Source organism: Galactobacillus timonensis (assembly GCF_900240265.1).
In the GTDB taxonomy this organism is placed as follows: Bacteria; Bacillota_I; Bacilli_A; order Erysipelotrichales; family Erysipelotrichaceae; genus Bulleidia; species Bulleidia timonensis.
This window is the reverse complement of the sequence record NZ_LT964740.1, coordinates 1-23112: the sequence shown is the minus strand read 5'-3', so window position 1 is coordinate 23112 and position 23112 is coordinate 1. Positions and strand designations below refer to the sequence as shown.

Sequence of the window (23112 nt, the reverse complement as noted above, 5' to 3'; positions counted from 1 at the left end):
TCCTCCATTTGCTTTTCTTGTATAATAATTCGGGTTTGTTATGAATGCGATTGTACTTCTGAACAAGGCACAAAACATGACAAGTTTTCAGGCGGCCAATCATGTCCGCCATCTTTTTGGCGAAAAGAAGGCAGGCCACTGCGGCACGCTGGATCCCAATGCGACGGGTCTTTTGATCGTGCTGCTGGGCAGTGCGACGAAGCTTGGTCCCTATATTGTCACATCTCCCAAACGTTACCATGCCGAGTTTTGTCTGGGCAAGGTATCGGATACGGAGGATATCTGGGGGAAGGTCACCGATACCGTGGTACATGGTGTACATTCCCAAGAGCAGCTCGATGCGGCAGCCGCAAGGCTGACGGGTGACATCCTGCAGACGCCGCCCATGTATTCCGCCATTCATTACAACGGTACGAAACTGTATGAACTAGCCCGTAAAGGACAGACCGTGGAACGCAAGCCGCGTCATGCGGTCATTGATTCCCTGCGCGTGCATCAGACCGGTGAAAACAGCTTTACAATGGATGCGTCCGTCTCTTCCGGCACTTATATCCGTACGCTGATCATCGACTATGGAAAGCTGCTGGGGGAAGAGGCATTGATGACGTCACTGGTGCGTACTGGCATCGGAGCGCTGGATCTTGCCTGGGCACAGACGCTGGAAGAAATGGCAGAGACGCCTGTATTTGTGCCGTTTCGGGATGTTATGGATCCCTGCTGGCATGCCTGTCCGCTGGATGAGCCGCTTCGCAGAATGATTGATAACGGAATGACGGTTGATCTTCCTTATCCGGAAGACAGGGTGATTCTGATGGACGGGGAAGTGCCGGCTGCGGCATATGAGAGAAGAGAAGATGGACATTTTCATTGTCAGCGGGGGCTTAGATGACGGGTGGATTTCGAATGATCAGTCTGGATCGTAAACAGGTAGACCGTACGCCTTTGGTTGCGTGCATCGGATATTTTGACGGGCTTCACAAGGGACACCAGGCACTGATCCATGCAACGATTGAAGAAGCGAAGAAGCGCGGCTGCGCGTCCGGTCTGATTACCTTTTCGCCAGATCCCTGGGTTACATTGAAGGGGATCCGGCCCAATGAAGAGGAACATCTGACCACGATGCAGCAGAGAATCGCGCTTGCCCATGAATACGGCATCGATAAGGTGTTTGTTCTGGACTTTTCCAAAAAGGTGGCCACCCTGTCGCCGGATGATTTTCTGAGCCGGATTCTGGGACAATTGAATCTGCAGTGTCTTGTCTGCGGATATGATTTTCATTTTGGTGCCTTCGGCAAGGGGGATGGTGCCTATCTGAAGGCCAACGCGCCCTTTGCGATCATCGAAGTCGGCGAAGTCAGTGAAGACGGGATCAAGATTTCCTCCACACGCATCACCGAACTGGTCAAGGCAGGGGAAATGGAGAAGGCGGAACAGCTGATGGGCCGTCCCTTTGAAACGGCAGGAACCGTTGTCCACGGCCTTGCCAACGGACACAAACTCGGCTTTCCGACTGCCAATCTTTCCTGTCCTGTGGAATATGTTCGCCCCAGGGGCGGTGTCTATGCAGGGTACTTTATTCATAATGGTGAAAAGTACAAGGCGATGATCAACTTCGGCCATAATCCTACCGTTGTCTGGCAGAGCCATATGTCGCTGGAGGCCAATATTCTTGACTTTGAAGGCGATCTTTATGGTCAGAAGGCATCACTGCAGTTCAAGAAGTACCTGCGTCCCGAGAAGACGTTTGACAGTATCGATGATCTGATTGCGCAGCTGAAGAAGGATCAGGAAACGGTACGGGAGCTGCTGGCATGAACATCGAGCTTCCCGAAGCCTACCGGCAGAAGATGAAAGCGTTGCTGGGCGATGAATATGATTCCTATCTGGAATCGTTTTCTGTACCTGCCTGCCGCGGTTTCCGGATCAATCCGTTAAAGACAAATCGGGATGAATTCTTCTCACTGACGCCGTTTACGCCATCCCCGTCGCCGTTTGCCGTGGATGGATATTATCTAATCGATGATATCGGCGGCGTCGGGGCCCTACCTGCGCATGCCGCGGGAATGTTCTATCTGCAGGAGCCGAGTGCTTCCTGTGCCGTGACGATTCTCGATCCAAAACCGGGCATGCGCGTGCTTGATCTTTGTGCGGCACCCGGCTCCAAGACAACTCAGATCGGTGCTCTGATGAAGAATCAGGGGCTGCTGGTCGCAAATGAAATCAATGGCCGTAGAGCTGCTGTACTTAAGGAAAATGTGGAGCGCTTCGGTCTGACGAACTGTCTGATTCTGAATTCGGATCCTTCTGTAGTTGCCAAGCAGTTTGCGGGATACTTTGATGCGGTGCTTTGCGATGCGCCATGTTCCGGGGAAGGGATGTTCCGCAAGGATCCCGACGCGATCCGGCAATGGAACGAAGATACGGAAGATTTCTGTGCCCAGCGGCAAAGACCGATTCTTGAGGCGGCGTATCAGTGTCTGGCGTCCGGCGGGACACTGGTATACAGTACCTGCACGTTCGCACTGGCTGAAAATGAAGAAAATGTGCAATGGCTGCTGCAGGCGCATCCGGATCTGAAGCTGGTGGATGCCGGTGTTTCCTTTGGCAGGCCCGGTATGGAACTTGGCTGCGGGACGCATCTCTGCCGGCGGATTTATCCGATGGATGGCGGCGAAGGTCATTTTGCGGCGAAGTTTGTCAAGGACGGAACATCGGAACAAAAGGCTGAAGTTCCTCTTTTGAAGACGGAACAGATCAAAAAGGAGGCTTTCGCATTTCTTTCGGAAACGTTTCCTTCGATTCCCTATGTTTACAGCCATGGGGATTCGGTGTATGGCGGCAGCTTTCCATTCATTGATCCGGGGAAATGCCGGATCATCCGCCATCAGGTACTGCTGGGGGAAATGAAGAATGGGCGCTTTGAACCGGCGCACGCAGTCTATATGACGCCGTTTGCGTATCAGGGTAAAACGGTTGATGTCAGCGACGAAGAGACGGCGCGTTTCTTAAGGGGAGAGACGCTGAGTGCTACAGGAAGCAAAGGCTGGGCAGCCGTCAGCTGGCATGGGCACCGGATCGGATTCGGCAAGGGGGATGGTTCCATATTGAAAAACAGATATCCGAAAAATCTTCGGACCCGTTAGGAGGTAATGTCTTGGAGCTGGAACTGTTTCACTTTATTGAAGATACGCTGACTGTCTATGATGCGCATCAGCCGCGCTATCAAAAGGCGGAGGAGGATCTGAAGAATGTATTCAGCGAGATCGTCGATTCTTCTTCGCACGATGTCATTGCGTTGCATACAAGGGTCAAAAGCCGCGACTCTCTGCGCGAGAAGCTGCTGCGCAATAAGTACTATCTGCATTTCTCGTCGCCGGAAGATGCTTTGAAGAACATGCACGATCTGATCGGTATTACGATTGAGTGTCGCTTCATCCGCAGCGAGACGGAGATCTATCAGAACCTGTTCCACTGGTTCGAAGTCAACGGGAACATGTTTTCCTGCATTCAGCATCCCGAAGTGAAACTGAATCTGCGCATGGTGCAGCCGCAGCTGCAGCGCAACGGCTATACGATTTACCGCATCGACGGATCGATCATGGAAGCGGAGGGGCCGATTGCCTTTGAACTGCAGATCAAGTCACTTGTTCACCGCTTCTGGAGTGAAATCGAGCACGAGATCGTCTATAAGAACAATGAGCTGATCGTCAACGACTCCTTCGTTCAGCAGATGCTCGGCTCGGTACGCGACTCGCTGGATGTCGTGGATCATCAGATGGATATTCTCTATACGAAGCTCTCCGATACGAGCAGTCAGGCATCCATCGGCATGAACGAGCACAGCTTCAAGCTGCTGGTGGCGACGTCGATCAATGAGCTTGTCAACGCCAAGATGAAGGACAGCATCGGCTACACGTCGGACTTCCGCAAGGATGCCTCGATTCTTTCCCAGTACATCTATATCCGCTACTTCCTCAACGGGGAGCACAATGAGACGCGGATGGTCGAATTTCTGGAGTATCTCAATGAACTCAATGCGCGGGGCATCGATTTCCGCAGCGCGCTGCCGCTGGATGAACTTCCTTCTTCCGGCAATGTTCTGGAGCAGAGACTTATTACGTACTGGCTTTCGAAGATCAATTCCGACTATGAGTGGCATGCGTTCTTCACGGTTCTCTTCAATATCCAGACCGGATCCCTGAAGGAGGATGTGCAGGACTTTGCCCATGTCATCGCGCTGCTGCTGGTGCAGCCCGGCTGGTACGCTTCGCTGTTTACGCAGTTTGGCAAAGAAGAGGCTGACAGGGTGCGCAACAGTCTGCTGGAGCGTCTTGCGGATGCGCTGATCAGGGCCGATACGATCGATACGATTCACGATGAAAAGCTCTATGAGGTCAAGGAACTGTTCCGTCATGAGGCGGACCGCATCAGTGCAATGTATTCGGACTATGCGCTGCTTTCGGCGCGTCTGGAGGATCTTGGCAGCGATCTTTCGGATGCGGTTCTGCGTTTGTTTCAGGCGTAACGGACTGCTATAATGAGGCAAAGAGGTAATACTTATGGCACAGGAATATGTCGTATTAAAAGAGAGCGGCGAAATGGGCCGCATCGCCATCAATAAGACCGTGTTTCAGTCGATTGCGGAGATTTCTCTCAAGGATGTGGAGGATATCGTTCCGGTCGAGAGCCGTTTTGCCAAGAGCGTCGGCGTTTCGATTGAGGATAACAAACTGAAGATTTCCGCCGATGTACGTGTGAAGTATGGTGCCAATGCGGGTACGGTCAGCTCGCAGGTTCAGAATCACATCTATGAAAATATCCTGTTTATGACCGGATTCAAGACATCGGATATTACGGTCAACGTTGTTGGCTTCGAAATCTGAAAATTGTATTGCACACTGAGCCGGATATTGTTAATATATTTGGCGTAACGAAAACGGAAAGCAGAAGCCACCGCTTCTCACCCGAGGACCTCAGGGACCTGGGCAGCCAGCCGATTGATCAGTGAATATGATCTTTTATGAGCAGGTGCGGTGAATTCTGTGCCTGCTTTTATTTACAGTCAGGAGGTCTTACTTGAGGTATATCAAACCGAAACGGAATGTCCCGGAAGAACTGGTCAACGAGAACATTCACTTCCGCGAAGTCATGGTCATTGACTCCGATGGAAACAGACTTGGCGTCATGAGCCGCCGCGCGGCGCTGGACAAGGCTGCCGACGAGGGACTGGATCTGTTCTGCGTCGCTCCGAATGCTCAGCCGCCCGTATGCAAGATTCTGGATTATGGCAAGTACCATTTCAACGAGCAGAAGAAGGCAAGGGAAGCCAAGCGCAATCAGCATGTGACGGAGGTGAAACCCCTGCGTCTGTCGCCGGTCGTTGATGTCGGCGATTTCGAGACGAAGCTCCGCCATGCGCGGGAATGGATCGAGGACGGCCAGAAGGTTCGTATCGACATGAAATTCCGCGGACGTATGATTACCCGCAAGGAAGTCGGTGAAAGCGTCATGAACGAGTTCATTGACAAGATGTCTGATATTGCGCAGGTGGACAAGAAGCCTGCCATGGAGGGCAACACGATGTCTGTCGTGCTGTCGCCGAAGAAAGGAAAGTAAGGAACAGGAGGAATCAACTATGAAGGCAAAAGCAAGAAAGCCCAAGAACAAGATCAAGATGAAGACAAAGAAGACCTATGCCAAGCGTACCAAGGTTACGGGTTCCGGCAAGGTTGCTGTTCATCACAACTATGTTTCGCATTTTGCGGCAAACAAGTCGCACAAGCAGAAGAAGCACCTCGGCAAGGCAACGCTCCTCAACGCGACCGATGCAAAGCGTGATTCCCAGCTGCTGCAGGGTTAATTAGAGGAGGCACAAGATGAGAGTAAAAGGATCGACACCGACGCGCAATCGTCGTAAGAAGGTATTAAAGCTCGCCAAGGGCTATTTCGGCAGCAAGCATCTGCTCTACAGAACCGCCAATGAGCAGGTCATGCATTCGATGAAGTATTCCTACATCGGACGCAAGCAGACCAAGCGCGATATGCGCCGCCTCTGGATCGCTCGTATCAATGCGGGTGCCCGTCTCAACGGACTGAGCTATTCGCAGATGATGCACGGTCTGAAGCTGGCCGGCGTTAACATCAACCGTAAGATGCTCTCCGAGATGGCAATCCATGATGAAAAGGGATTCGCTGATCTTGCCGAGACTGCTAAAAAAGCACTTGCGGCTTAATTAAATATCGGGTATTATTAAGAACGCGTTCGATAAGAACACGTTCTGACTGGCGAGTTGGTGAAGCGGCTTAACACACTGCCCTCTCAAGGCAGCATTTCACGGGTCCGAATCCCGTACTCGTCACCATTGCACATTCCGCAGGCCGAAAGGCCTGCTTTTTCTTTCTATTATGAAATCAGGAAGAATCCAGTCCTGATTGAGCTGTCATGAGCATATGAATCTACAATGGTAAGGTCAGGATTACCTGGATGTATTCCTGGCCTTTCCTGCGTATAGGCATATACCGGAAAGGTCTGGGTAAAAGTAAGGACGCCGCTTTTTTTAAGCTATCGAACGATAAGCCAGTAACAAAAAACGTCCTGCTTCCCTTTTGTGATATAGCCAGCTTAATCAAAATGTGCAGCCGGAAGTATTCAGGCATGCCGTATCTAATCCAGAAAAATCAGCTATCGCAAAGGTTCAGGGAAGCTTTACCGCAGACATTTATGCCAGAGGAGGCTCTTTTATGGACGGACCAATTATCACGGTAGATGTCTCAAAAGGCAACTGCCACTATCAGCCGTGGCTGACAGCAGGCCATTCCCTGCGGAAGCCGAAAGTGCTGAACGATACGAAAGATGGCTTTGAAGCATTGTCTGAAACCATTGAGATGGTGAAGGAGAAGAGCGAAGCTGATACAGTCCCGGTAGTATTCGAGGCGACCGGCGTCTACCATCGCTGTCTCCAGAAGTATCTTGATGATATAGGAAATCCTTACATTGTCGTTCCGCCACTGCTGTCTGCAGCTTATCGGAAGACGAACCTTCATGGCAATAAGACAGACAATGCGGATTGTGCCCATATCGCCAAAGTGTATTACCAGGAAGAACATCTCCAGTGCCACCAGAATGAATCGGATACATATGCACGTCTGCGGGCAAAGAATCGCATGTATGAGAGCGAATTGAAGATCCTGCGTCAGCGGAAATGCACGTTCCGGGCAATGCTGGATGTGATCTATCCGCGCATGGATAAGTGCTTCAAAGGGCATGCAAGCCTTTACGATTCGGTTCCGATGGAGGTGCTGAAGAAATATCCGCATCCATCATTACTTCTCAGGCACAGGGAGGAAACCATTGTGAAAGCGATCCGGAAGCCCGCAGGTCATAAGAAAGGCTTCACTGAAAATATCGTTCACAAGATGTATCAGTGTGCAGAGGAATGTTATTCCGGCGTGGATGCGGACAGTGTGGAAGTACAGCAGTTTCCTCAGATGATCAATGAACTCATGGAGCAGATGGAGCTCTGCAATACATACCTTGAGGAACTGATCGAAGATGCCAGTAAGCTTCCTTCCTTTGCGATTCTGCTCAGTATTCCTGGAATTGGCAGGAACATCGCGGCACGGATCATCGCGGAAATCGGCGATGTCACACGTTTCAGAAATGCACGGGGCATCGTAGCATATGCAGGACTGAATCCGAAGATCAATCAGTCAGGTGAGAAGGATGGAACCCACCTGGCTATATCCAAGAAAGGGAACAGACATCTGAGGTGTCTTCTTTATCTGGCAGTCACGTGCAACTACAGACTGAAAAAGGGAGATTCTATTTATCAGTTCAACCAAAAGAAAAGGCAGCAGGCTGCATCTCCATTAAAGCCCAAAGCTGCCAATATCGCTGCGGCGGATAAACTATTGGTAGTAATTTATTCGCTTATGAAGAACGGCTCAACTTTCCGTTCCTGAGCAGATTATAGAACAAATTTTCAAAACCGGGGAGCCTGTCTCCTCTTTTCGTGGTGCCCGATCAGAAAAATTCTGAAGCTTATGAATTTATCGAAGAAATCTCCAAAAAAGGCTTGATTTAAGTTATCAAATTTTTGTTTCTATCTGTCTTGGTCCGTCTTTCGTTCGGACAGTGATAATATTTTTCGGCAAATCCTGTACAATACATACAAAGCATAGAGATGGATGTGTAAGGCGCATCATTATCTCAGTATGGATCAACAGGAAACACGTATGGAAACCACGCAAAAATGGCTTTTCAAATATAAATGGCAGCTGCTTCTTTCTTCGCTTTTCAGCGTCGCTTCCACGGTTCTCTGGGTTTATTTTGCGATGATGATGTCGCGTCTTGTCGACAGTATCGCTGCTAATGATCGTGAGGTGTATCTGAAATTTGCGCTGATGTCCGTTCTTTATGTGGCGGCGGTCAGGCTGCTTTCGTATTTCTATAAGAGGCTGCTGAGCCGGTATTCCAACCGTACCGTTCAATATATGCGTGATCAGTTTCTTGCCTATGACTATGCAAGAAAGGGGATCCCGAAGCCGGCCGAAGAAATCTCCATTCTGACCAATGATCTGCAGACCGTGAAACAGAACCTGTGCGATATTCTTCCTTCCATTCTTTCCAGTCTGGTGTCTATCGTTCTTTCATCCATTTTATTGTTCCGCCTGAATGTGGCGGTCACTCTCGTGATTTATGGCATTGTCATTCTTGTGCTGGTTCTTCCGGCGCTGATGAAAAAGGTCATCGAGAAAAAACAGATGGATATTACCGCAAAGAATGCGGAATTCATGAACACGTTGGAAGATCATTTTTCCGGCTTTGATGTGGCTAAAAGTTATGGCGCAGCCGGAGCGATGCTTCAGAAGGCAACGGATCTGTCTGCGGATCTTTGTCAGGAAAATGAGAGCTTTGAAACTGTCAGCAGCCGCCTGGAAGAAGTGATGCACCTGTTAGTTACGCTGCTTGGGACAGCGGGCTTCATCTTCGGCTCGTACCTGGTTATGATTCATGCCATCTCCTACGGGAACATGGTTGCTATTGTCCAGTTAACCAATACGCTGGCGACTCCGCTTCATCAGATTTCGGATTACATTTCCAGACTCCTTGGCGCCAGAGCCGTGCTGCACAAGCTGCAGAAGCGCTATCTGGCCGAAGAAACGGAGCCGGACGCTATGGATCCGGGCTTTGAAAAGATCCACTCCATCCGGCTGGAAAACGTGACATTCACCATCGGCAGCGACTGCATCTTGGACAATGTGAATTATGAATTTACAGCCGGGAACCGGTATTTACTGGAAGGTGCTTCCGGAAGCGGGAAAACGACGCTGCTGAGGATTCTTTCGATGGCCGAAGACAGATATACGGGACGTGTCCTGATCAATGATACTGACATCCGCACCCTGAACCGGGATGTTGTTTCCCGCTATGTTCAGTACATTGAGCAGACGCCGTATATCTTTGATGCCTCGGCGAAGGAAAACATCTGTTTCTATGCAAAGACGGAAGAAGAAAAGCTGGCCCGGATTACGGATCAGCTGCACATTACTTATCTGATGGAAAAGGATACAGAAACCGGCAGGCTCAAAGCTACGCTTTCCGGCGGCGAAAAACAAAGAATATCGCTGGCCAGAGGATTGTACCGCGAAAAAAAAGTTTATCTGCTCGATGAAATATCGGCTTCCCTGGATCCGGTGAATACCCGGATCGTGGAACAGATAATTGCCAGCATTCAGTGCGATATCGTCATTTCGGTCTCTCATAAGATCAGCGAAGAAGACAGAAGGGCGTATGACACGGTATTGAAGATCAAAGACGGAACTCTGGTCAGAGTCAGCGGATGATTTAAAAAATCTCAGGAGGCGAATTAGACTTTGCGCTATCCTGAGATTTCATTTTGTGGATACAGCTGCGGAGTTTCTTTACGCTGCTTTATTTTCAAGCTGTGCAATGGAGAGATCCAGACGACGCAGCGTCTCATCCTTGCCAAGAATTGCGGCAATCTCAATCGCTCCGCCCGGAGTGAACTGCTTGCCCGTAATCGCCAGGCGAAGAGGGAAGAGAACCTGTCCGTTCTTGCGCCCCAGCTTTGCAGGAAGTTCCATCAGTACAGAATGAAGATGTTCCTCAGACCAGTCATCGCAGCCTGCCAGAACATCGCGCCCTGCCTTCAGGGATTCCAGGGCAATGGCCTCATCAGTCTTCATCTTCTTGTTTACATAGAGAGAAGAATCATAGGCAGGGAAGGTGTCGAAGAAGTCGAGCATTTCCGGAATTTCAACAAGCGTATCGGCACGCTGCTGAACAACCTTTGCAATGGCCTTCTTATCGAAGTCACCCTTAACGGCCTGATCAATATAAGGCTTCACAAGTTCGTAATACGAATCCAGATCCATATTGCGCAGCCAGATACCGTTGATGCTCTTGAGCTTCATCGGATCAAAGATCGCACCGGACTGGCCGATGTGCTTCACATTGAAGGCCTGCACAAGTTCATCAAGCGTAAAGATTTCCTTGTTGTCTTCCGGCGACCAGCCGAGCATTGCAATGTAATTGAGAATCGCCTGAGGCAGATAGCCCTTGGCAACCAGATCCTGGAATGACGCATCGCCATTGCGCTTGCTCAGCTTGTTGTGCTCATCCTTCATGACCGGCGGGCAGTGGATGTAGCGCGGCTCCTTCCATCCGAAGGCGTTGTACATCAGCGTATACTTCGGCGTCGAGGAGAGATACTCCATGCCGCGGACAACATCGGTAATGTCCATGAAATGGTCATCAATGACATTGGCAAAGTTGTAGGTAGGGAAACCATCACTCTTGATCAGGATCTGTTCATCCAGCGTCTCATTGTCGACAGTGATGTGACCGAATACTTCATCATCAAACGACGTTGTACCGGTTTCCGGAATCGTCTGACGAATGACAAACTTCTCGCCATTGGCAATGCGTGCTTCAGCCTCCTCAATCGTCAGCTTCTTGCACGGATCATCGTACTTGAAGCTTTCGCCGCGGGCTTCCTGAACTTCGCGCTGCGCATTGATCATATCCTCATCACAGAAGCAGTAGTGGGCACCACCCATGCGGATCAGCTCCCTGGCATACTTCATATAGATGCCGCTCTTGACCCGCTCCGACTGCACATAGGGGCCATAGGGGCCGCCTACATCCGGGCCCTCATCATGTTTCAGGTCGCACTGTGCAAGTGTCTGATAGATGATGTCCGTCGCACCTTCGACAAGGCGGTTCTGGTCCGTATCCTCAATTCGCAGAATGAATTTTCCTTCCGGGTCCTTCTTGGCAATCAGATAAGCCCACAGAGCCGTCCGCAGATTGCCGATATGCATATACCCCGTAGGACTCGGGGCAAAGCGTGTTCGAATAGCCATACTAAAAAACTCCTTTGATTTACGGCCCTAATTTTACCGCAAAGGGAAAAGAAACGGAACGCTCCCGTATTGTGATTCAAGCAAAATCCGGCACGAATTGTCGCGGAATCAGATAAAATACGCTTGCAAAAGAAAAACGTTGCGGTAGAATAATATCTGCGCATTGGGATATAGCCAAGCGGTAAGGCAACTGGCTCTGAACCAGTCATTTCGGGAGTTCGAATCTCTCTATCCCAGCCATGTTGAATCGACAGCCACTCACCGGAAATACGGCGGGTGGTTTTTTGATGTTGAACGGGAATACCGGGATTTCGGAAGTATACTTTCTCTATGGACATTGAAACCCAGAACCGGCTTTATGCTGAGCCGCTTCCCGCTTATCTTTGGGATCTGTATCAGACACCGTTATTGCGGCGGATCTGCGGCATCGATATGAACTGCGGCGTCAACTATACTTCCTTTCCTCTGTTTGCGGATCTTTCTTGGTATTCGCGGGGAGAGCACAGCCTTTCCTGTGCCCGGCTGGCGCTGCACTTCGGGCTTTCACCGGCAGCTGTCACTGCCTGTCTCTTTCATGATTGTGCGACGCCTGTCTTTTCCCATTCCGTTGACTTTCTGCATGGCGATTATATGGTTCAGGAAAGTACGGAAGAAAGAACGGCTGCCATGATTCAGCAGGATCCGGATGTGCAGATCATTCTCGGCCGTTCCGGTCTTTCAACGGAAGATGTGGCGGACTATCACCGCTATCCTCTCGCCGACAATCCATCACCGCGTCTGAGCTGCGACCGCCTCGAGTATACGCTCGGCAATATCCTGAACTATGGATTTGCCGGTTTTGATACGGTTCGCAGCTTCCTTGATGATCTCATCGTCAATGACACTCAGGATGAACTTGTTTTTCGCCATCGGGACAGGGCAGCTGCCTTTGCCTATCTTTCACTGCAGTGTTCGCATGTTTATACATCGGATGCGGACCGCTATGCGATGGAGTATCTAGCCCGCCTGCTGAAGGCGGCGATCCGGAATGAGATTCTCAGCGAAGATGATTTCTACAGCCTTAATGAAGAGGAAGCGATCCGGCGGATCATCGACAGCCCGCTGCGTTCCGCGTGGTATCATTTCACAGGTCTAAGCCGGATCCTTCGCGCACGACAGCCGCAGGAAGGCTATTATAAGATCAATGCCAAGCACCGTTACATTGATCCGATGGTGCAGGGGCAGGGCAGGATCCGTGAACTCGAGCCGGCCTATGAGGCACGTCTCCAGGAATATCTGAGCGAAACCTGCGATTATTACATCAAAGGAGAATAGGGATGAATAAAGAAATCGTCATCGCCAGCGGCAACGCCGGCAAAATCCGCGAATTTAAAGAGATGCTCGAACCGTACGGCTATACCATACGCACCATCAAGGACCTCGACGGGTACAGGGAACCCGAAGAAACCGGCACCACCTTCCATGACAATGCCATTATCAAGGCTCAGGCTGTAACGGATCAGTTCCATATCGCCGCCCTGGCGGATGACTCCGGACTTTCGATCGATGCCTTTGACGGAAAGCCCGGCGTTTACAGCGCCCGCTGGCTCGGTCACGATACACCGTATTCCGAAAAGAACCGCATCGTTCTCGAAAAGATGAAGGGTGTCACCAACCGTGGCTGCCACTACACATGCGCCATCGCCTGGACACAGCCTGGCAAGGAACCGATCGTCTTCGAAGACATCGTCGAGGCAGAGATTGCCCAGGAACCCAAAGGCAGCAACGGCTTCGGCTACGATCCGATCGTCTATTATCCGCCGCTGCATAAGACGATGGCCGAGATGACCAAGGAAGAAAAGAACTCCATCTCGCACCGTGGCAAGGCACTTCGCAAGCTGGAGGCCTATCTTGATTCCAAAGAGCGCTAAGATTTCGGCCACGATCGGCACCTGCCTGTTAATCGCCGCGGCTCTTGCGGCGCTGCTCATTGCCTTCTTCTTCAGCAGCCCACTGTACCGGCATTATTATGAAGCTCACGATCTCAGTGCAGATACCGGAATGAGCACTGACAGCGGAGTGGAGGCCTATGAAGTACTGCTCGATTATGTGAGCGGCCAGCGCGACGACATCACCGTCTACGAAGCAGTCAACGGCTACACACAGGAAGTCTATCTTCCGAGCGAAGAACTTCACATGGCCGATGTAAAGGTCCTCTTTCAGCGCTCCACTGCCGTTTTCTTTGCCTTTCTGCTGGCGGGCGTTGTTCTGCTGGGGTCTGCCTTTGTACGCACAGCACACGGCTATCGCACATCTATGGTGCTATCCGGCTTTCATCGCGGCGCCCTGAGCGACGGCTGTATTCTGATAGCTGTCATCCTGTTTGCCCTGGTGGATTTTGATGCCTTCTGGTATAGGATCCATACTGTTCTTTTCCCGAATAATACCTATTGGCTCATGGATCCGAATATCTCGATTATGATCAATATGTTCCCGGAAGGATACTGGTTTCAGGTCATTGTTCTTTCCCTGGTCGTATGGTTTCTGCTGCAGATCGCGGCGGAGCTGATTCTGCGCCGCCTGCTTGTGCACAACGCTGCCCGATCCAGACCGCGGGGCAATTAGACAAGCGCCACAGGCTTCTGTATAATCGAGGACGGATGATAGAAACAGTTGGTGACTTTTTAGCGCTTGCGGTTACCGCAGCGATTGCAGTTTATTTTATTTACATCCTCTTTGTGGTGTCCGTGCGGCATCGTGAAAAGGAACAGAAGCGGAGAGAAGCCCGCTATTACCGCCTCTACGAAAGCATGGAGAGCGACATGGAGGACGATGAAAATCCCGGCAGCCCCGACTATGACGAATGAGGATCCCTTTCATATCCTTGCCATCGAACCAAAACCGCAGGGCTGCACGCTTCTTAAAGACGACGGAAGACGCATTCCAGCAGATGAGACTGCGCTTGCGTTGATCAGTGGCTGGTGCCTGAAATTCGGCAGCTCACTCTCTGGCCGACAGGATGCGGCACGATATTATCTTGGCCGGCGGATCGAAAAGCCACCCGTGCTGATTTCCGAAACCAGCGGCCGTATTTTTGTCCGGCTTGGCGACTACTGGCTCTGCTATAACACGGTCCTGAGCATCGGTCGAGAATCTGCGCAGGGCACGGAAATCCTTCTGGATGGCGGTCAGAAGGTTACGGTCAATGTGTCCGCAAGAGCCGTCGGAAGACAGCTGAAACGCTGTCAGAAATATCTTTCATTACTGCATGAGGCATTCGAATGACAATCGTCAAACAAAAACTGCATGATAGTCTGTGGTATCAGATTCTGGCCGTCGCTGTAGGGGCCCTGATTTATTCCATCGGCTTCAATGTCTTTGTAAGCTCGGCCAATCTCTTTCCGGGCGGCTATGCCGGTCTTTCACGGCTGATTTCCGAAGTTCTGCGCACCTATACGCCGTTTCCGGTTTCCTTCTCTGTTCTGTACTTTATTCTGAACGGAATTACGACGCTGTTTGTCTGGAAGCGGATCGGTCATCGCTTCATTTTACTCTCGATCCTGTTCTATACACTGACATCCCTGTTTACGGCTGTTCTGCCCCGGACGGAAATCACCAGCGATCTGCTGCTGATGGCGGTATTCGGCGGTATCATCAACGGCTTTGCCATCGGCATCACGCTGCGCAACAACGCAAGCTCCGGCGGCACCGACTTCATCGCCATCTATCTTTCGATCCGCTTCAATACGCCGACCTGGAACTACATTCTTGCCGGCAATGCGGTGGTGCTGATCATTGCCGGTCTCCTGTTCGGATGGAATCAGGCGCTTTACTCCATCATCTTCCAGTTTGTATCGACGCAGGTCGTCAATGCGATGCATCAGCGCTACAAGTCGTCGCGCATCGATGTCGTTACCAATATGCCGGATGAAGTATGTTCCGCCGTCTTCCATACCTGCCGCCATGGCATTACGAAGGTGCCCTGCGAAGGGGGTTTTACGGACAAGAACCACTGGCTGCTGCTGATCACGGTCAATACCTATCAGCTCAAGGATGTGATTGAAATTGTCCGCGCCACCGATCCGCATGCCTTTATTACGATCAACGAAGTCGAAAAGATTTACGGCAATTACTATCAGAAACCGCTGGAGTGAAAACGATCTCTCCAGCGCTTTTTTTCTATTGACTCATCCTGCGTCTGTAACGAAAATAAATGGAGAATGATCCGGGGAGAGGGGGTGATTTTCATGAGCGAAAGCGGCCAAAGTACAGTTCCCTTATGCATTGAAACCATGAAAATCACAGAAAGGACCCTCGATCCATGGAAGAAATCAATCAGCAGAAGGAGCTGGAATCTTTTCGCAACCTTCTGAAAAACAAGCAGTACACCGCACTGCGCGGAAAAGCGGCGGATATGAACGAGGCACATCTCGCCTCCATCATGGAAGCGATGGAAGACGAGGACATGCTTAAGATGTTCCGCCTGTTTCCCAAGGAACTTGCGGCTGATGTCTTCGCACTTCTCGAAGATGACAGCCAGATGTTCATCATCACTTCACTGTCCGAAAAAGAGGCCGGCGTCATCATCGATAACCTGTATGCCGACGATGCGGCCGACCTTCTGGAAGAAATGCCGGCCAATGTCGTAAAGCGGCTGCTGGCAAATGCCTCGCCCGATACCCGCAAGGACGTCAATCATCTTCTTCAGTACCCCGACGATTCCGCCGGCTCTTTGATGACGGTCGAATTCGTCGATCTGCGCTCAAGCATGAACGTCACCCAGGCCATTGACCGCATCCGCTCCATCGGCATGGACTCGGAAACAGCCAACACCTGCTACATACTCAATGACAAGCGACTGCTGCTGGGAACGGTGTCTCTGCGCACCCTGATTCTTGCCAAGCCGGAGGAGATGGTGTCGGACATCATGGACGAAGATGTCGTCTCTGTCACCACGTCGACAGACCAGGAGAAGGTTGCCCAGCTGTTTGGGAAGTACGACATGACTTCCATGCCGGTCGTTGACAAGGAAAACCGCATGGTCGGCATCATTACAGTCGACGATGTCATGGACATCATGGAACAGGAAGCGACAGAAGATATCGATAAGATGAACGCCATCATCCCGAACGACAAGCCGTATCTTAAGACGACAGTCGTTGAGACCTGGAAGAAGCGTTTTCCGTGGCTGCTGCTTCTGATGATTTCGGGAACCTTTACGGGACGGATCATTACGGGCTTTGAAGATGCCCTGAGCCGCTATATTGTGCTGAGCTCCTATATCCCGATGTTAATGGATACGGGCGGAAATGCCGGCTCCCAGGCGTCGGTTGAAGTTGTGCGCGGCCTCTCGCTTGATCAGATTCATTTCTCCGACTTCTTCAAGGTCATCTGGAAAGAGATGCGGGTCGGCGTCCTCTGCGGAGGAACGCTGGCGGCGGCGATGTATGTCAAATGCCGCTTCCTCGATGGACAGCCGGTCAATGTGGCCGCCACCGTCAGTCTGACGATTATCTGTGCCGTCTTCTTCTCGAAACTGATCGCATCGATTCTTGTGCAGGTTGTCAACAAGATGCACCTGGATCCGGCGGTCGTCGCTTCGCCGCTGCTGACAACGATCATCGATGCTCTTTCCCTGATCATCTACTTTACGATTGCGACCCAGATGCTGCATCTGCACTGACGGGGAGAGATACATTTCTCCTTGTTGATATTTGTTTTCAACTTCGTATGCTATAATCTCAGAATCAAATGGAGGTTTTATGATCGTCGTTTACACATCCCCGGGATGCGCCTCCTGCCGCAAAGTGAAACAGTGGCTGAAAGACCGCAATCTCCCGTTTATTGAAAAGAATATCTTCAAGGTTCTTCTGAATGATGATGAAATCAAGCATCTGCTGATGCGCAGCGAAAATGGTACGGATGATATCATCTCCAAGCGCTCCAAGATCATCCAGGAACAGCACATCGATATCGATGCGATGACAACGGACCAGCTGATCCAGTTCATCAAGCAGAATCCGAGCGTCCTCAAGCGGCCGATTATCCTCAACGAGACCAATTTCCAGGTCGGCTACGATGCGGATGAGATCGGCGTCTTTGTTCCGCAGGAACTGCGGCGGATTGCCGAAGCCGGCTGCACCGGCGACTGCCCGAATTTCGGTGCCTGCGGCAAGGTGCGCAGCTGCAATGATGCACAGCGGGCGTGAGCAATGGCTCATGCCTGTTTTTAATGAGGTGGGGTATGAAGAAAGTACTTGTAGGACTGTCCGGCGGCGTTGATTCGGCGATCGCCGCCTATCTGTTAAAACAGCAGGGATACGATGTCACCTGCGCCTTCATGCGCAACTGGGATTCTCTGACCAATGACGACATCAACGGCAACCCGGATCTTGCCAATCCCGTCTGCAGCCAGGAAGTCGACTGGGCGGATGCCGAATCAGTCGCAAAACGGCTGAATCTTCCGCTGCTGAGAGTCGACTTTATTCAGGAATACTGGAATGATGTCTTTACCACCTTCCTGAAGGAGTACGAAAAGGGCAGAACCCCCAACCCGGATATCCTCTGCAACCGCTACATCAAGTTTGACTCCTTCTTCGACTTTGCCAACAGCCATGGCTTTGATACGGTTGCGACGGGACATTATGCCAAGATGGGAACGGACACATTCAGCTCAAAATCAGCGATTCTCAAAGCCGATGACCGCAACAAGGATCAGTCCTATTTTCTGTGTCAGGTGAAACGGCCGCGTCTGGATCATATCCTCTTTCCTCTCGGCACGATTGATAAGCCCGAAGTACGCCGGATCGCCGAGGAACTCAATCTTTCCATTGCCCACAAGAAGGACAGCACCGGCATCTGCTTTATCGGTGAGCGCAGGTTCCGCGAATTTCTGAGCAATTATCTGCCCATGAAGCCGGGGAAGATCATCTCCGTCGTCGACGGCAGTGTGCTTGGCGAACATCAGGGTGTTCTGTATTACACGATCGGTCAGCGCAAGGGACTCGATATCGGCGGCACGGGACCGTATTTCTGCGTCGGCAAGGATATTTACAAAAATGAACTGTATGTCACGGACAGCGACCATCCAGAATGGCTGATCAGCGATGCCTGCCGGGTGGAACAGGTCAATGTTCTTGCGGATTTTCCCGATGAGCTTGACTGCATGGCCAAGTTCCGCTACCGGCAGCCGGACTGTCCCGTCCATCTCAGCCGTACCTCTGACAGTACTGTTACACTGACCTATCCGCAGGGCATTCGCTCCGTGACACCGGGGCAGGAAGCCGTGTTCTATCTTGGCGATGAGATGCTCGGCGGCGGTGTCATCGAAACCGTCGAACAGAACGGCATGGATCTGATGCAGAAAATACGGGAGAAGGCATGAGCGAAACACCGGAACTGGTAGAACTGACAGGTAAAGTGATCTATATCGTCTTTCGCAACGAAGAGACGATGTATACCGTTTTGAAGGTACGTATCAACGATGCCCGCGAAAAGACCATTACGATGCGCGGCATTCTTCCCCAGGTAGAGAAGGATGTGATCTATCGCTTTTTCGGCGTATATGTGGAACATCCCCGCTACGGCATGCAGTTTGAAATCCATTCCATGGAGCGGCCGCTGCCGACCCAGAGGGAAGGCATCATCCGCTACCTTTCCGGTGTTCAGTTTGAAGGCATCGGTACGAAAACCGCCCAGCGCATCGTCGATACATTGGGGGAGGACTGCCTCGCCAGGATCCGGGCGGACAGTTCTGTTCTCAAATCGGTCAAAGGTCTCAGTCCCGACAAGATCAAGGTCATCGAACAGGGACTTGCCAAAGAAGAAGACGGCATGGGGGAACTGGTTCAGTTTCTCAACATCCATGGCATCGGTACCCGCAACATGATCCGTCTTTCGCATGCGTATGGTAAAGAGGCACTCGACAAGATTCAGGAAAATCCCTACCGCGTCATTGATGAAGTCGACGGCTTCGGCTTTGCGACAGCGGACAAGATTGCCATGGCTCTGGGCTTTTCTTCGGATGATCCAAGGCGGCTTTATGCGTTGCTTGTGGCGCTTGCCATGAATCTCTGTGTTGCTGGGGGCGACAGCTATGTTCTGCGTCAGCGTCTTCAGGAGCGTTATGAAAAGGAAACGGCAGGGGTTGAAGGAAACTTTGACGCTATGCTCGAGGAGGCTTTGGAAAAGCGCAGCCTTGTTCAGGAAGAAGACCGCATCTATCCCGTTACGCAGTATGATGCGGAACAGTTTATCGCTTCGTTTCTGTACAAACAAACCCATCAGCTTCATGATGAAAAGGAACAACCGGATCTTGATCCGCTGATTAGCGATCTTGAACAGGAATTCGGCATTTCCTATGACGCGATTCAGATTCAGGCGATCAAGGCATTGTTTGATCAGTCCTTTCTGATCCTGACTGGGGGACCCGGAACGGGAAAGACGACGGTTGTGCGGGCGATGGTCGCCCTGCAGCAGAAGCTTCATCCCGGCAGCACTGTCATCTGTGCCGCGCCGACCGGACGGGCCGCCAAGCATCTGGCTGAAGTGACCGGTACGCGCTCGGAAACGATCCATGCGCTGCTGAAATGGGACCTGGAATCGAATACCTTCGGCAAGAACCAGGATGATCCGTTGCTGGCGGATCTGTTGATTGTCGATGAGTTTTCAATGGTTGATACGTGGCTGTTCTATCATCTTCTGCTGGCATGCCCCAATGTGCAGCGCATCTGCGTGATCGGCGATGAGGATCAGCTGCCCAGTGTGTCTCCTGGCTGCGTGCTGCGGGATCTGATTGCGTCGAAGCAGCTTCCGTTCATCCGTCTGGAACAGATCTACCGTCAGAAGGAAGGCAGCGGCGTCATTTCACTGGCGCGGCAGATTCACAGTGGCAGTGTCGACTTTACGACGGTGCAGGATGCGGTACGCTTTTATCCCTGCCAGAGGACATCGATCAAGGCCAATGTGCTGAAGATCGTGGAAGAGGCGATCGGCCGCGGGTATACACTTTCCGATATCCAGGTGCTTTCACCGATGTATTCGGGAAATGCCGGCATTGATGTGTTAAACAATGCGCTGCAGCAGGAGTTCAATCCGCCATCTCTCTTTCGAAAGGAAATCAAGGCGGGCTATACGGTTTTCAGAGAAGGGGACAAGGTGCTGCAGCTGAAAAACCAGCCCGATGATGATGTGTATAACGGCGATATCGGCGTCGTTTCCGAGATCTTTGACCGTAGCGAGACAGAGGATCATCTGCCCAGGATCGTTGTTCAGTTCGATGATGGTGCGATCGTGGAGTATGATCCGGAAACATTTGCCAACATTTCGCTTGCCTACTGCATTTCGATTCACAAGAGTCAGGGCAATGAATATCCGATTGTCATCATGCCGGTATCGTGGCAGTTTCGGGTGATGCTGCAGAAAAAACTCCTGTACACCGGAGTGACCCGGGCCAGGAGTTCCTTGATTCTCTTAGGGGAACTGGATGCGTTCCAGTATGGCATTGAAACCGGAGAAGGCCACGAGCGTCTTACGACGCTGCAGCAGCGGATTGAAGACTACTTCGTAATCAACAAATTCAATTAGGACAGTTACCAGATCAGTAACCGTGAAGATCGGATATAGGAATGAAATATTATTCCTGTGCAGCTCCGTTTTCCGTCTGTACTAGTTGAATCATCTTGCTATTTTGATAAGTGAGACGAAAAAATTGACGACTCCAATAAAGATATCTATAGTGTGGGTGAGGATTACCAAAGTAGGAAAATTCGCTGCGCCTACCGCGTATGTGGGATGGCCATGCTTAGACATGGCGGAGGCGGCCCCACCGGTTATCCTTTTTATTGTTGAAGAACTGATTATTCCGAGCCATGTCAAGATACGCAAATAGCAATAGAATCAATCTTGAGTTATTTTCACGCTGTAATCACCAGTTCAGAATAATTGGTTGTTCCATTATCCTGATACGCTTTTCCCCCTTGTAGATTATCTTAGCGGCTTCATATTTTTCAGAAAAAATCGTCATTTGCAGCAGGATGGTAAATTCTGATCGAATACCCGGAAATCGGCTATAATTTTCCTGTCCGAGAAAGGGACAACAGGAAGTTTCCAGGAACCGATTGGCGCTGACTTGGCGGTTTCGTCAATCGGCTCCTGGAAGCTCCAAACCGCCAGTAAATGAATCATGATGATCAAGATGCGTGGGGTCACTCCCTGCGCACACTTTCATGGGATAAGAATCCCAGCATTTCCAGTTCTCAGAAGCTGATTTCAGAAACCGTACATGAATGGTATGATTCCAAGCATCCTGCAGTTAAGAAATCAGAGGTTCAGTTTCTCAATTCTCTTCCGGCAGATCATTGTCCGGTCTGCGGAGCCAGACACATAATCAAGTACGGATTTTACAAAGATGGGACACAGTGTTACCGCTGTTTTTTTCTGCGGCAGCAAGTTCAGCATTCTTACAGGGACAATCTTTCAGGACCGGAAGATCCCGATTTCTGAGTGGATAGAATATCTTCTTTACCTGTTCGAATTTCACTCGATCAGCACAGCTGCACGGGATAACAGAAATGCAGAAAGCACAGGCAGATACTGGATGATCAAGGTATTTGCTGTACTTGAAGGAATCCAATCTGATGTAATGCTGGAAGGAAACATCTATTTTGATGAGATGTTCTTTCCGGTCATCAAGCACGAGACTGAGATTGTGAACGGCAAGAAACTCAGGGGCATTTCACGAACAAGATCTGTGTAGCAGCAGCTTATGATAACCATGGGCATATGTATCTTGTCATAGAGAGAACATCAAAGCCATCCCGGAAGACTACATGGGATGCGCTCGGGAATCATATCAAACCAGGATCCAAACTAATCCATGATGGCGACAATTCCCATGCAGTCCTGATCGAGCGGCTGAATCTGACAGAGGAGGTTTATACTTCCAGTGAGACAAAAGGACTTTCTGATAAAGACAATCCGCTGGATCCGATCAACAATCTTCATTCACTGGCCAAGCGGTACATGAGAGCACATGGCGGATATGACCGTGACAATCTCCAGGACTGGATGAACCTGATCTGGTTTATTTTATCAGGGCAGCGCAATCGATATGAAAAGGTTGATCTTTTTATAAGACGGGCAATAGTTTCACCACATGTGGTGAAATATAGAAGTGCAATGTCTAAAATCTCCGCTGAATAAGCCTGCAGTCACCACCCTGGTGCAAATGTCGATTTTTTCTTAAAATATAAGCAATCCTATTGATATGTGTTAATTTACAGGAGATTGTTAGTATGAAATTCATTCACGTTGCGGATCTGCATTTTGGAAAAAACATTTACGGACTTTCTATGATTGATGATCAGAAAAACTGGGTTGAGAAGTTCCTGGACATGTGCAGAAAAGAAAGACCGGATGCTGTGGTTATTGCAGGAGATGTGTATGACCGCAGCACACCTTCCGGTGCAGCGGTGGAACTGCTTGACCATCTGCTGACCAGTTTGTCTGAGATGAAAATTGTTGTAATGATGATTGCGGGAAATCATGATTCCGGGCAGCGGCTGGCATTTGCACATGAAATGCTGGCGAAACAGAATGTGCATATTGCCGGAACATTGCAGAAAGAAATGGTTCATGTGCGATTTGAAAATCCTGATGGTGCAGGACCAGTGACATTCTGGCTGATGCCGTATCTTTTTCCGGAAGCCATCAGCGTTCTTCTGCAGGATGAAAACATTCACAGCT

24 protein-coding genes and 2 tRNA genes are annotated in these 23112 nt (G+C 50.6%); 25 read left to right on the top strand and 1 reads right to left on the bottom strand.

All coding sequences use genetic code 11. The features are described from left to right. Window positions 1–40 precede the first annotated feature (40 nt). The 11 genes from truB to C1714_RS10525 all read left to right on the top strand — a co-directional run bounded on the left by truB (window position 41) and on the right by C1714_RS10525 (window position 9846). Window positions 41–889, top strand: coding sequence for a tRNA pseudouridine(55) synthase TruB (gene truB, locus C1714_RS10580; RefSeq protein WP_102343235.1), 849 nt, complete (start codon window positions 41–43; stop codon window positions 887–889). 14 nt (window positions 890–903) lie between these two features. Continuing rightward, complete coding sequence (gene ribF, locus C1714_RS10575; RefSeq protein ID WP_167850026.1) at window positions 904–1815, top strand: riboflavin biosynthesis protein RibF; 912 nt, start codon at window positions 904–906, stop codon at window positions 1813–1815. Next, window positions 1812–3143, top strand: a complete 1332-nt coding sequence (locus C1714_RS10570; RefSeq protein WP_102343233.1) for an NOL1/NOP2/sun family putative RNA methylase — start codon at window positions 1812–1814, stop codon at window positions 3141–3143. Before ribF ends, C1714_RS10570 begins: the two co-directional genes overlap by 4 nt. A gap of 11 nt (window positions 3144–3154) precedes the next feature. Beyond that, window positions 3155–4525 (top strand): nucleotidyltransferase family protein, encoded by a 1371-nt coding sequence (locus C1714_RS10565; RefSeq protein WP_167850025.1) that lies wholly within the window; start codon window positions 3155–3157, stop codon window positions 4523–4525. A gap of 34 nt (window positions 4526–4559) precedes the next feature. Beyond that, window positions 4560–4883 (top strand): Asp23/Gls24 family envelope stress response protein, encoded by a 324-nt coding sequence (locus C1714_RS10560; protein WP_102343231.1) that lies wholly within the window; start codon window positions 4560–4562, stop codon window positions 4881–4883. 193 nt (window positions 4884–5076) lie between these two features. Beyond that, window positions 5077–5616, top strand: a complete 540-nt coding sequence (infC, locus tag C1714_RS10555; protein ID WP_102343230.1) for a translation initiation factor IF-3 — start codon at window positions 5077–5079, stop codon at window positions 5614–5616. A gap of 19 nt (window positions 5617–5635) precedes the next feature. Then, window positions 5636–5860 (top strand): 50S ribosomal protein L35, encoded by a 225-nt coding sequence (gene rpmI, locus C1714_RS10550; RefSeq protein WP_102343229.1) that lies wholly within the window; start codon window positions 5636–5638, stop codon window positions 5858–5860. Between the two features lie 16 nt (window positions 5861–5876). Continuing rightward, a complete protein-coding gene (gene rplT, locus C1714_RS10545; protein WP_102343228.1) occupies window positions 5877–6233 on the top strand; it encodes a 50S ribosomal protein L20 in 357 nt (118 codons plus the stop codon). Window positions 6234–6284: 51 nt separating this feature from the next. Next, window positions 6285–6362 (top strand) — tRNA-Glu (locus C1714_RS10540). 379 nt (window positions 6363–6741) lie between these two features. Beyond that, window positions 6742–7962 carry an IS110 family RNA-guided transposase gene (locus C1714_RS10530; RefSeq protein ID WP_102342365.1) on the top strand — a complete coding sequence of 407 codons (1221 nt, stop codon included), beginning with the start codon at window positions 6742–6744 and terminating at the stop codon, window positions 7960–7962. A gap of 273 nt (window positions 7963–8235) precedes the next feature. Beyond that, a complete protein-coding gene (locus tag C1714_RS10525; protein WP_167850024.1) occupies window positions 8236–9846 on the top strand; it encodes an ATP-binding cassette domain-containing protein in 1611 nt (536 codons plus the stop codon). 78 nt (window positions 9847–9924) lie between these two features. On the opposite strand, the gene gltX is transcribed toward C1714_RS10525, so the two are convergent. Continuing rightward, on the bottom strand, window positions 9925–11388 hold the full coding sequence (gene gltX, locus C1714_RS10520; protein ID WP_102343226.1) for a glutamate--tRNA ligase: 1464 nt from the start codon (window positions 11386–11388) through the stop codon (window positions 9925–9927). A 164-nt stretch (window positions 11389–11552) separates the two neighbouring features. Between gltX and C1714_RS10515 the strand changes: the two genes are divergently transcribed. The 14 genes from C1714_RS10515 to C1714_RS10450 form a co-directional block, all read left to right on the top strand. Continuing rightward, window positions 11553–11628: transfer RNA gene (locus C1714_RS10515), tRNA-Gln, on the top strand. A gap of 90 nt (window positions 11629–11718) precedes the next feature. Continuing rightward, a complete protein-coding gene (locus C1714_RS10510) occupies window positions 11719–12702 on the top strand; it encodes an HD domain-containing protein (RefSeq protein ID WP_102343225.1) in 984 nt (327 codons plus the stop codon). A 2-nt stretch (window positions 12703–12704) separates the two neighbouring features. Continuing rightward, entirely contained in the window at window positions 12705–13298 is a 594-nt protein-coding gene (gene rdgB, locus C1714_RS10505; RefSeq protein WP_102343224.1) for an RdgB/HAM1 family non-canonical purine NTP pyrophosphatase, read from the top strand. Continuing rightward, a complete protein-coding gene (locus C1714_RS10500) occupies window positions 13279–13992 on the top strand; it encodes a TIGR01906 family membrane protein (RefSeq protein WP_167850023.1) in 714 nt (237 codons plus the stop codon). The genes rdgB and C1714_RS10500 overlap by 20 nt, the downstream gene beginning before the upstream one ends. Before the next feature lie 35 nt (window positions 13993–14027). Then, window positions 14028–14234, top strand: coding sequence for a hypothetical protein (locus C1714_RS10495; protein WP_102343222.1), 207 nt, complete (start codon window positions 14028–14030; stop codon window positions 14232–14234). Beyond that, window positions 14200–14652 (top strand): competence protein ComK, encoded by a 453-nt coding sequence (locus tag C1714_RS10490; protein ID WP_102343221.1) that lies wholly within the window; start codon window positions 14200–14202, stop codon window positions 14650–14652. Before C1714_RS10495 ends, C1714_RS10490 begins: the two co-directional genes overlap by 35 nt. Next, complete coding sequence (locus C1714_RS10485) at window positions 14649–15521, top strand: YitT family protein (RefSeq protein ID WP_102343220.1); 873 nt, start codon at window positions 14649–14651, stop codon at window positions 15519–15521. Before C1714_RS10490 ends, C1714_RS10485 begins: the two co-directional genes overlap by 4 nt. A 167-nt stretch (window positions 15522–15688) precedes the next feature. Next, window positions 15689–17050 (top strand): magnesium transporter, encoded by a 1362-nt coding sequence (gene mgtE, locus C1714_RS10480; protein WP_102343219.1) that lies wholly within the window; start codon window positions 15689–15691, stop codon window positions 17048–17050. A 79-nt stretch (window positions 17051–17129) separates the two neighbouring features. After that, entirely contained in the window at window positions 17130–17576 is a 447-nt protein-coding gene (locus C1714_RS10475) for a Spx/MgsR family RNA polymerase-binding regulatory protein (RefSeq protein ID WP_102343218.1), read from the top strand. Between the two features lie 35 nt (window positions 17577–17611). Further along, window positions 17612–18751 carry a tRNA 2-thiouridine(34) synthase MnmA gene (mnmA, locus tag C1714_RS10470; RefSeq protein WP_102343217.1) on the top strand — a complete coding sequence of 380 codons (1140 nt, stop codon included), beginning with the start codon at window positions 17612–17614 and terminating at the stop codon, window positions 18749–18751. After that, complete coding sequence (recD2, locus tag C1714_RS10465) at window positions 18748–20952, top strand: SF1B family DNA helicase RecD2 (RefSeq protein ID WP_102343216.1); 2205 nt, start codon at window positions 18748–18750, stop codon at window positions 20950–20952. Before mnmA ends, recD2 begins: the two co-directional genes overlap by 4 nt. Before the next feature lie 660 nt (window positions 20953–21612). After that, a complete protein-coding gene (locus tag C1714_RS14705; RefSeq protein ID WP_425349064.1) occupies window positions 21613–21870 on the top strand; it encodes a transposase-like zinc-binding domain-containing protein in 258 nt (85 codons plus the stop codon). Window positions 21871–22149: 279 nt separating this feature from the next. Further along, entirely contained in the window at window positions 22150–22569 is a 420-nt protein-coding gene (locus tag C1714_RS10455; RefSeq protein WP_102343214.1) for a hypothetical protein, read from the top strand. A 92-nt stretch (window positions 22570–22661) separates the two neighbouring features. Next, a partial coding sequence (locus C1714_RS10450; protein ID WP_135567932.1) for a metallophosphoesterase family protein occupies window positions 22662–23112 on the top strand: 451 nt, incomplete at its 3' end.

Excerpts from the sequence above, each read along its gene's own strand:
- truB (WP_102343235.1), top strand. The coding sequence starts at position 41 with ATGAATGCGATTGTACTTCTGAACAAGGCACAAAACATGACAAGTTTT.
- ribF (WP_167850026.1), top strand. The coding sequence starts at position 904 with ATGATCAGTCTGGATCGTAAACAGGTAGACCGTACGCCTTTGGTTGCG.
- C1714_RS10570 (WP_102343233.1), top strand. The coding sequence starts at position 1,812 with ATGAACATCGAGCTTCCCGAAGCCTACCGGCAGAAGATGAAAGCGTTG.
- C1714_RS10560 (WP_102343231.1), top strand. The coding sequence starts at position 4,560 with ATGGCACAGGAATATGTCGTATTAAAAGAGAGCGGCGAAATGGGCCGC.
- rpmI (WP_102343229.1), top strand. The coding sequence starts at position 5,636 with ATGAAGGCAAAAGCAAGAAAGCCCAAGAACAAGATCAAGATGAAGACA.
- rplT (WP_102343228.1), top strand. The coding sequence starts at position 5,877 with ATGAGAGTAAAAGGATCGACACCGACGCGCAATCGTCGTAAGAAGGTA.
- C1714_RS10530 (WP_102342365.1), top strand. The coding sequence starts at position 6,742 with ATGGACGGACCAATTATCACGGTAGATGTCTCAAAAGGCAACTGCCAC.
- C1714_RS10525 (WP_167850024.1), top strand. The coding sequence starts at position 8,236 with ATGGAAACCACGCAAAAATGGCTTTTCAAATATAAATGGCAGCTGCTT.
- gltX (WP_102343226.1), bottom strand. The coding sequence starts at position 11,388 with ATGGCTATTCGAACACGCTTTGCCCCGAGTCCTACGGGGTATATGCAT.
- C1714_RS10510 (WP_102343225.1), top strand. The coding sequence starts at position 11,719 with ATGGACATTGAAACCCAGAACCGGCTTTATGCTGAGCCGCTTCCCGCT.
- rdgB (WP_102343224.1), top strand. The coding sequence starts at position 12,705 with ATGAATAAAGAAATCGTCATCGCCAGCGGCAACGCCGGCAAAATCCGC.
- C1714_RS10495 (WP_102343222.1), top strand. The coding sequence starts at position 14,028 with ATGATAGAAACAGTTGGTGACTTTTTAGCGCTTGCGGTTACCGCAGCG.
- C1714_RS10490 (WP_102343221.1), top strand. The coding sequence starts at position 14,200 with ATGAAAATCCCGGCAGCCCCGACTATGACGAATGAGGATCCCTTTCAT.
- C1714_RS10485 (WP_102343220.1), top strand. The coding sequence starts at position 14,649 with ATGACAATCGTCAAACAAAAACTGCATGATAGTCTGTGGTATCAGATT.
- mgtE (WP_102343219.1), top strand. The coding sequence starts at position 15,689 with ATGGAAGAAATCAATCAGCAGAAGGAGCTGGAATCTTTTCGCAACCTT.
- C1714_RS10475 (WP_102343218.1), top strand. The coding sequence starts at position 17,130 with ATGATCGTCGTTTACACATCCCCGGGATGCGCCTCCTGCCGCAAAGTG.
- mnmA (WP_102343217.1), top strand. The coding sequence starts at position 17,612 with ATGAAGAAAGTACTTGTAGGACTGTCCGGCGGCGTTGATTCGGCGATC.
- recD2 (WP_102343216.1), top strand. The coding sequence starts at position 18,748 with ATGAGCGAAACACCGGAACTGGTAGAACTGACAGGTAAAGTGATCTAT.
- C1714_RS10455 (WP_102343214.1), top strand. The coding sequence starts at position 22,150 with ATGTATCTTGTCATAGAGAGAACATCAAAGCCATCCCGGAAGACTACA.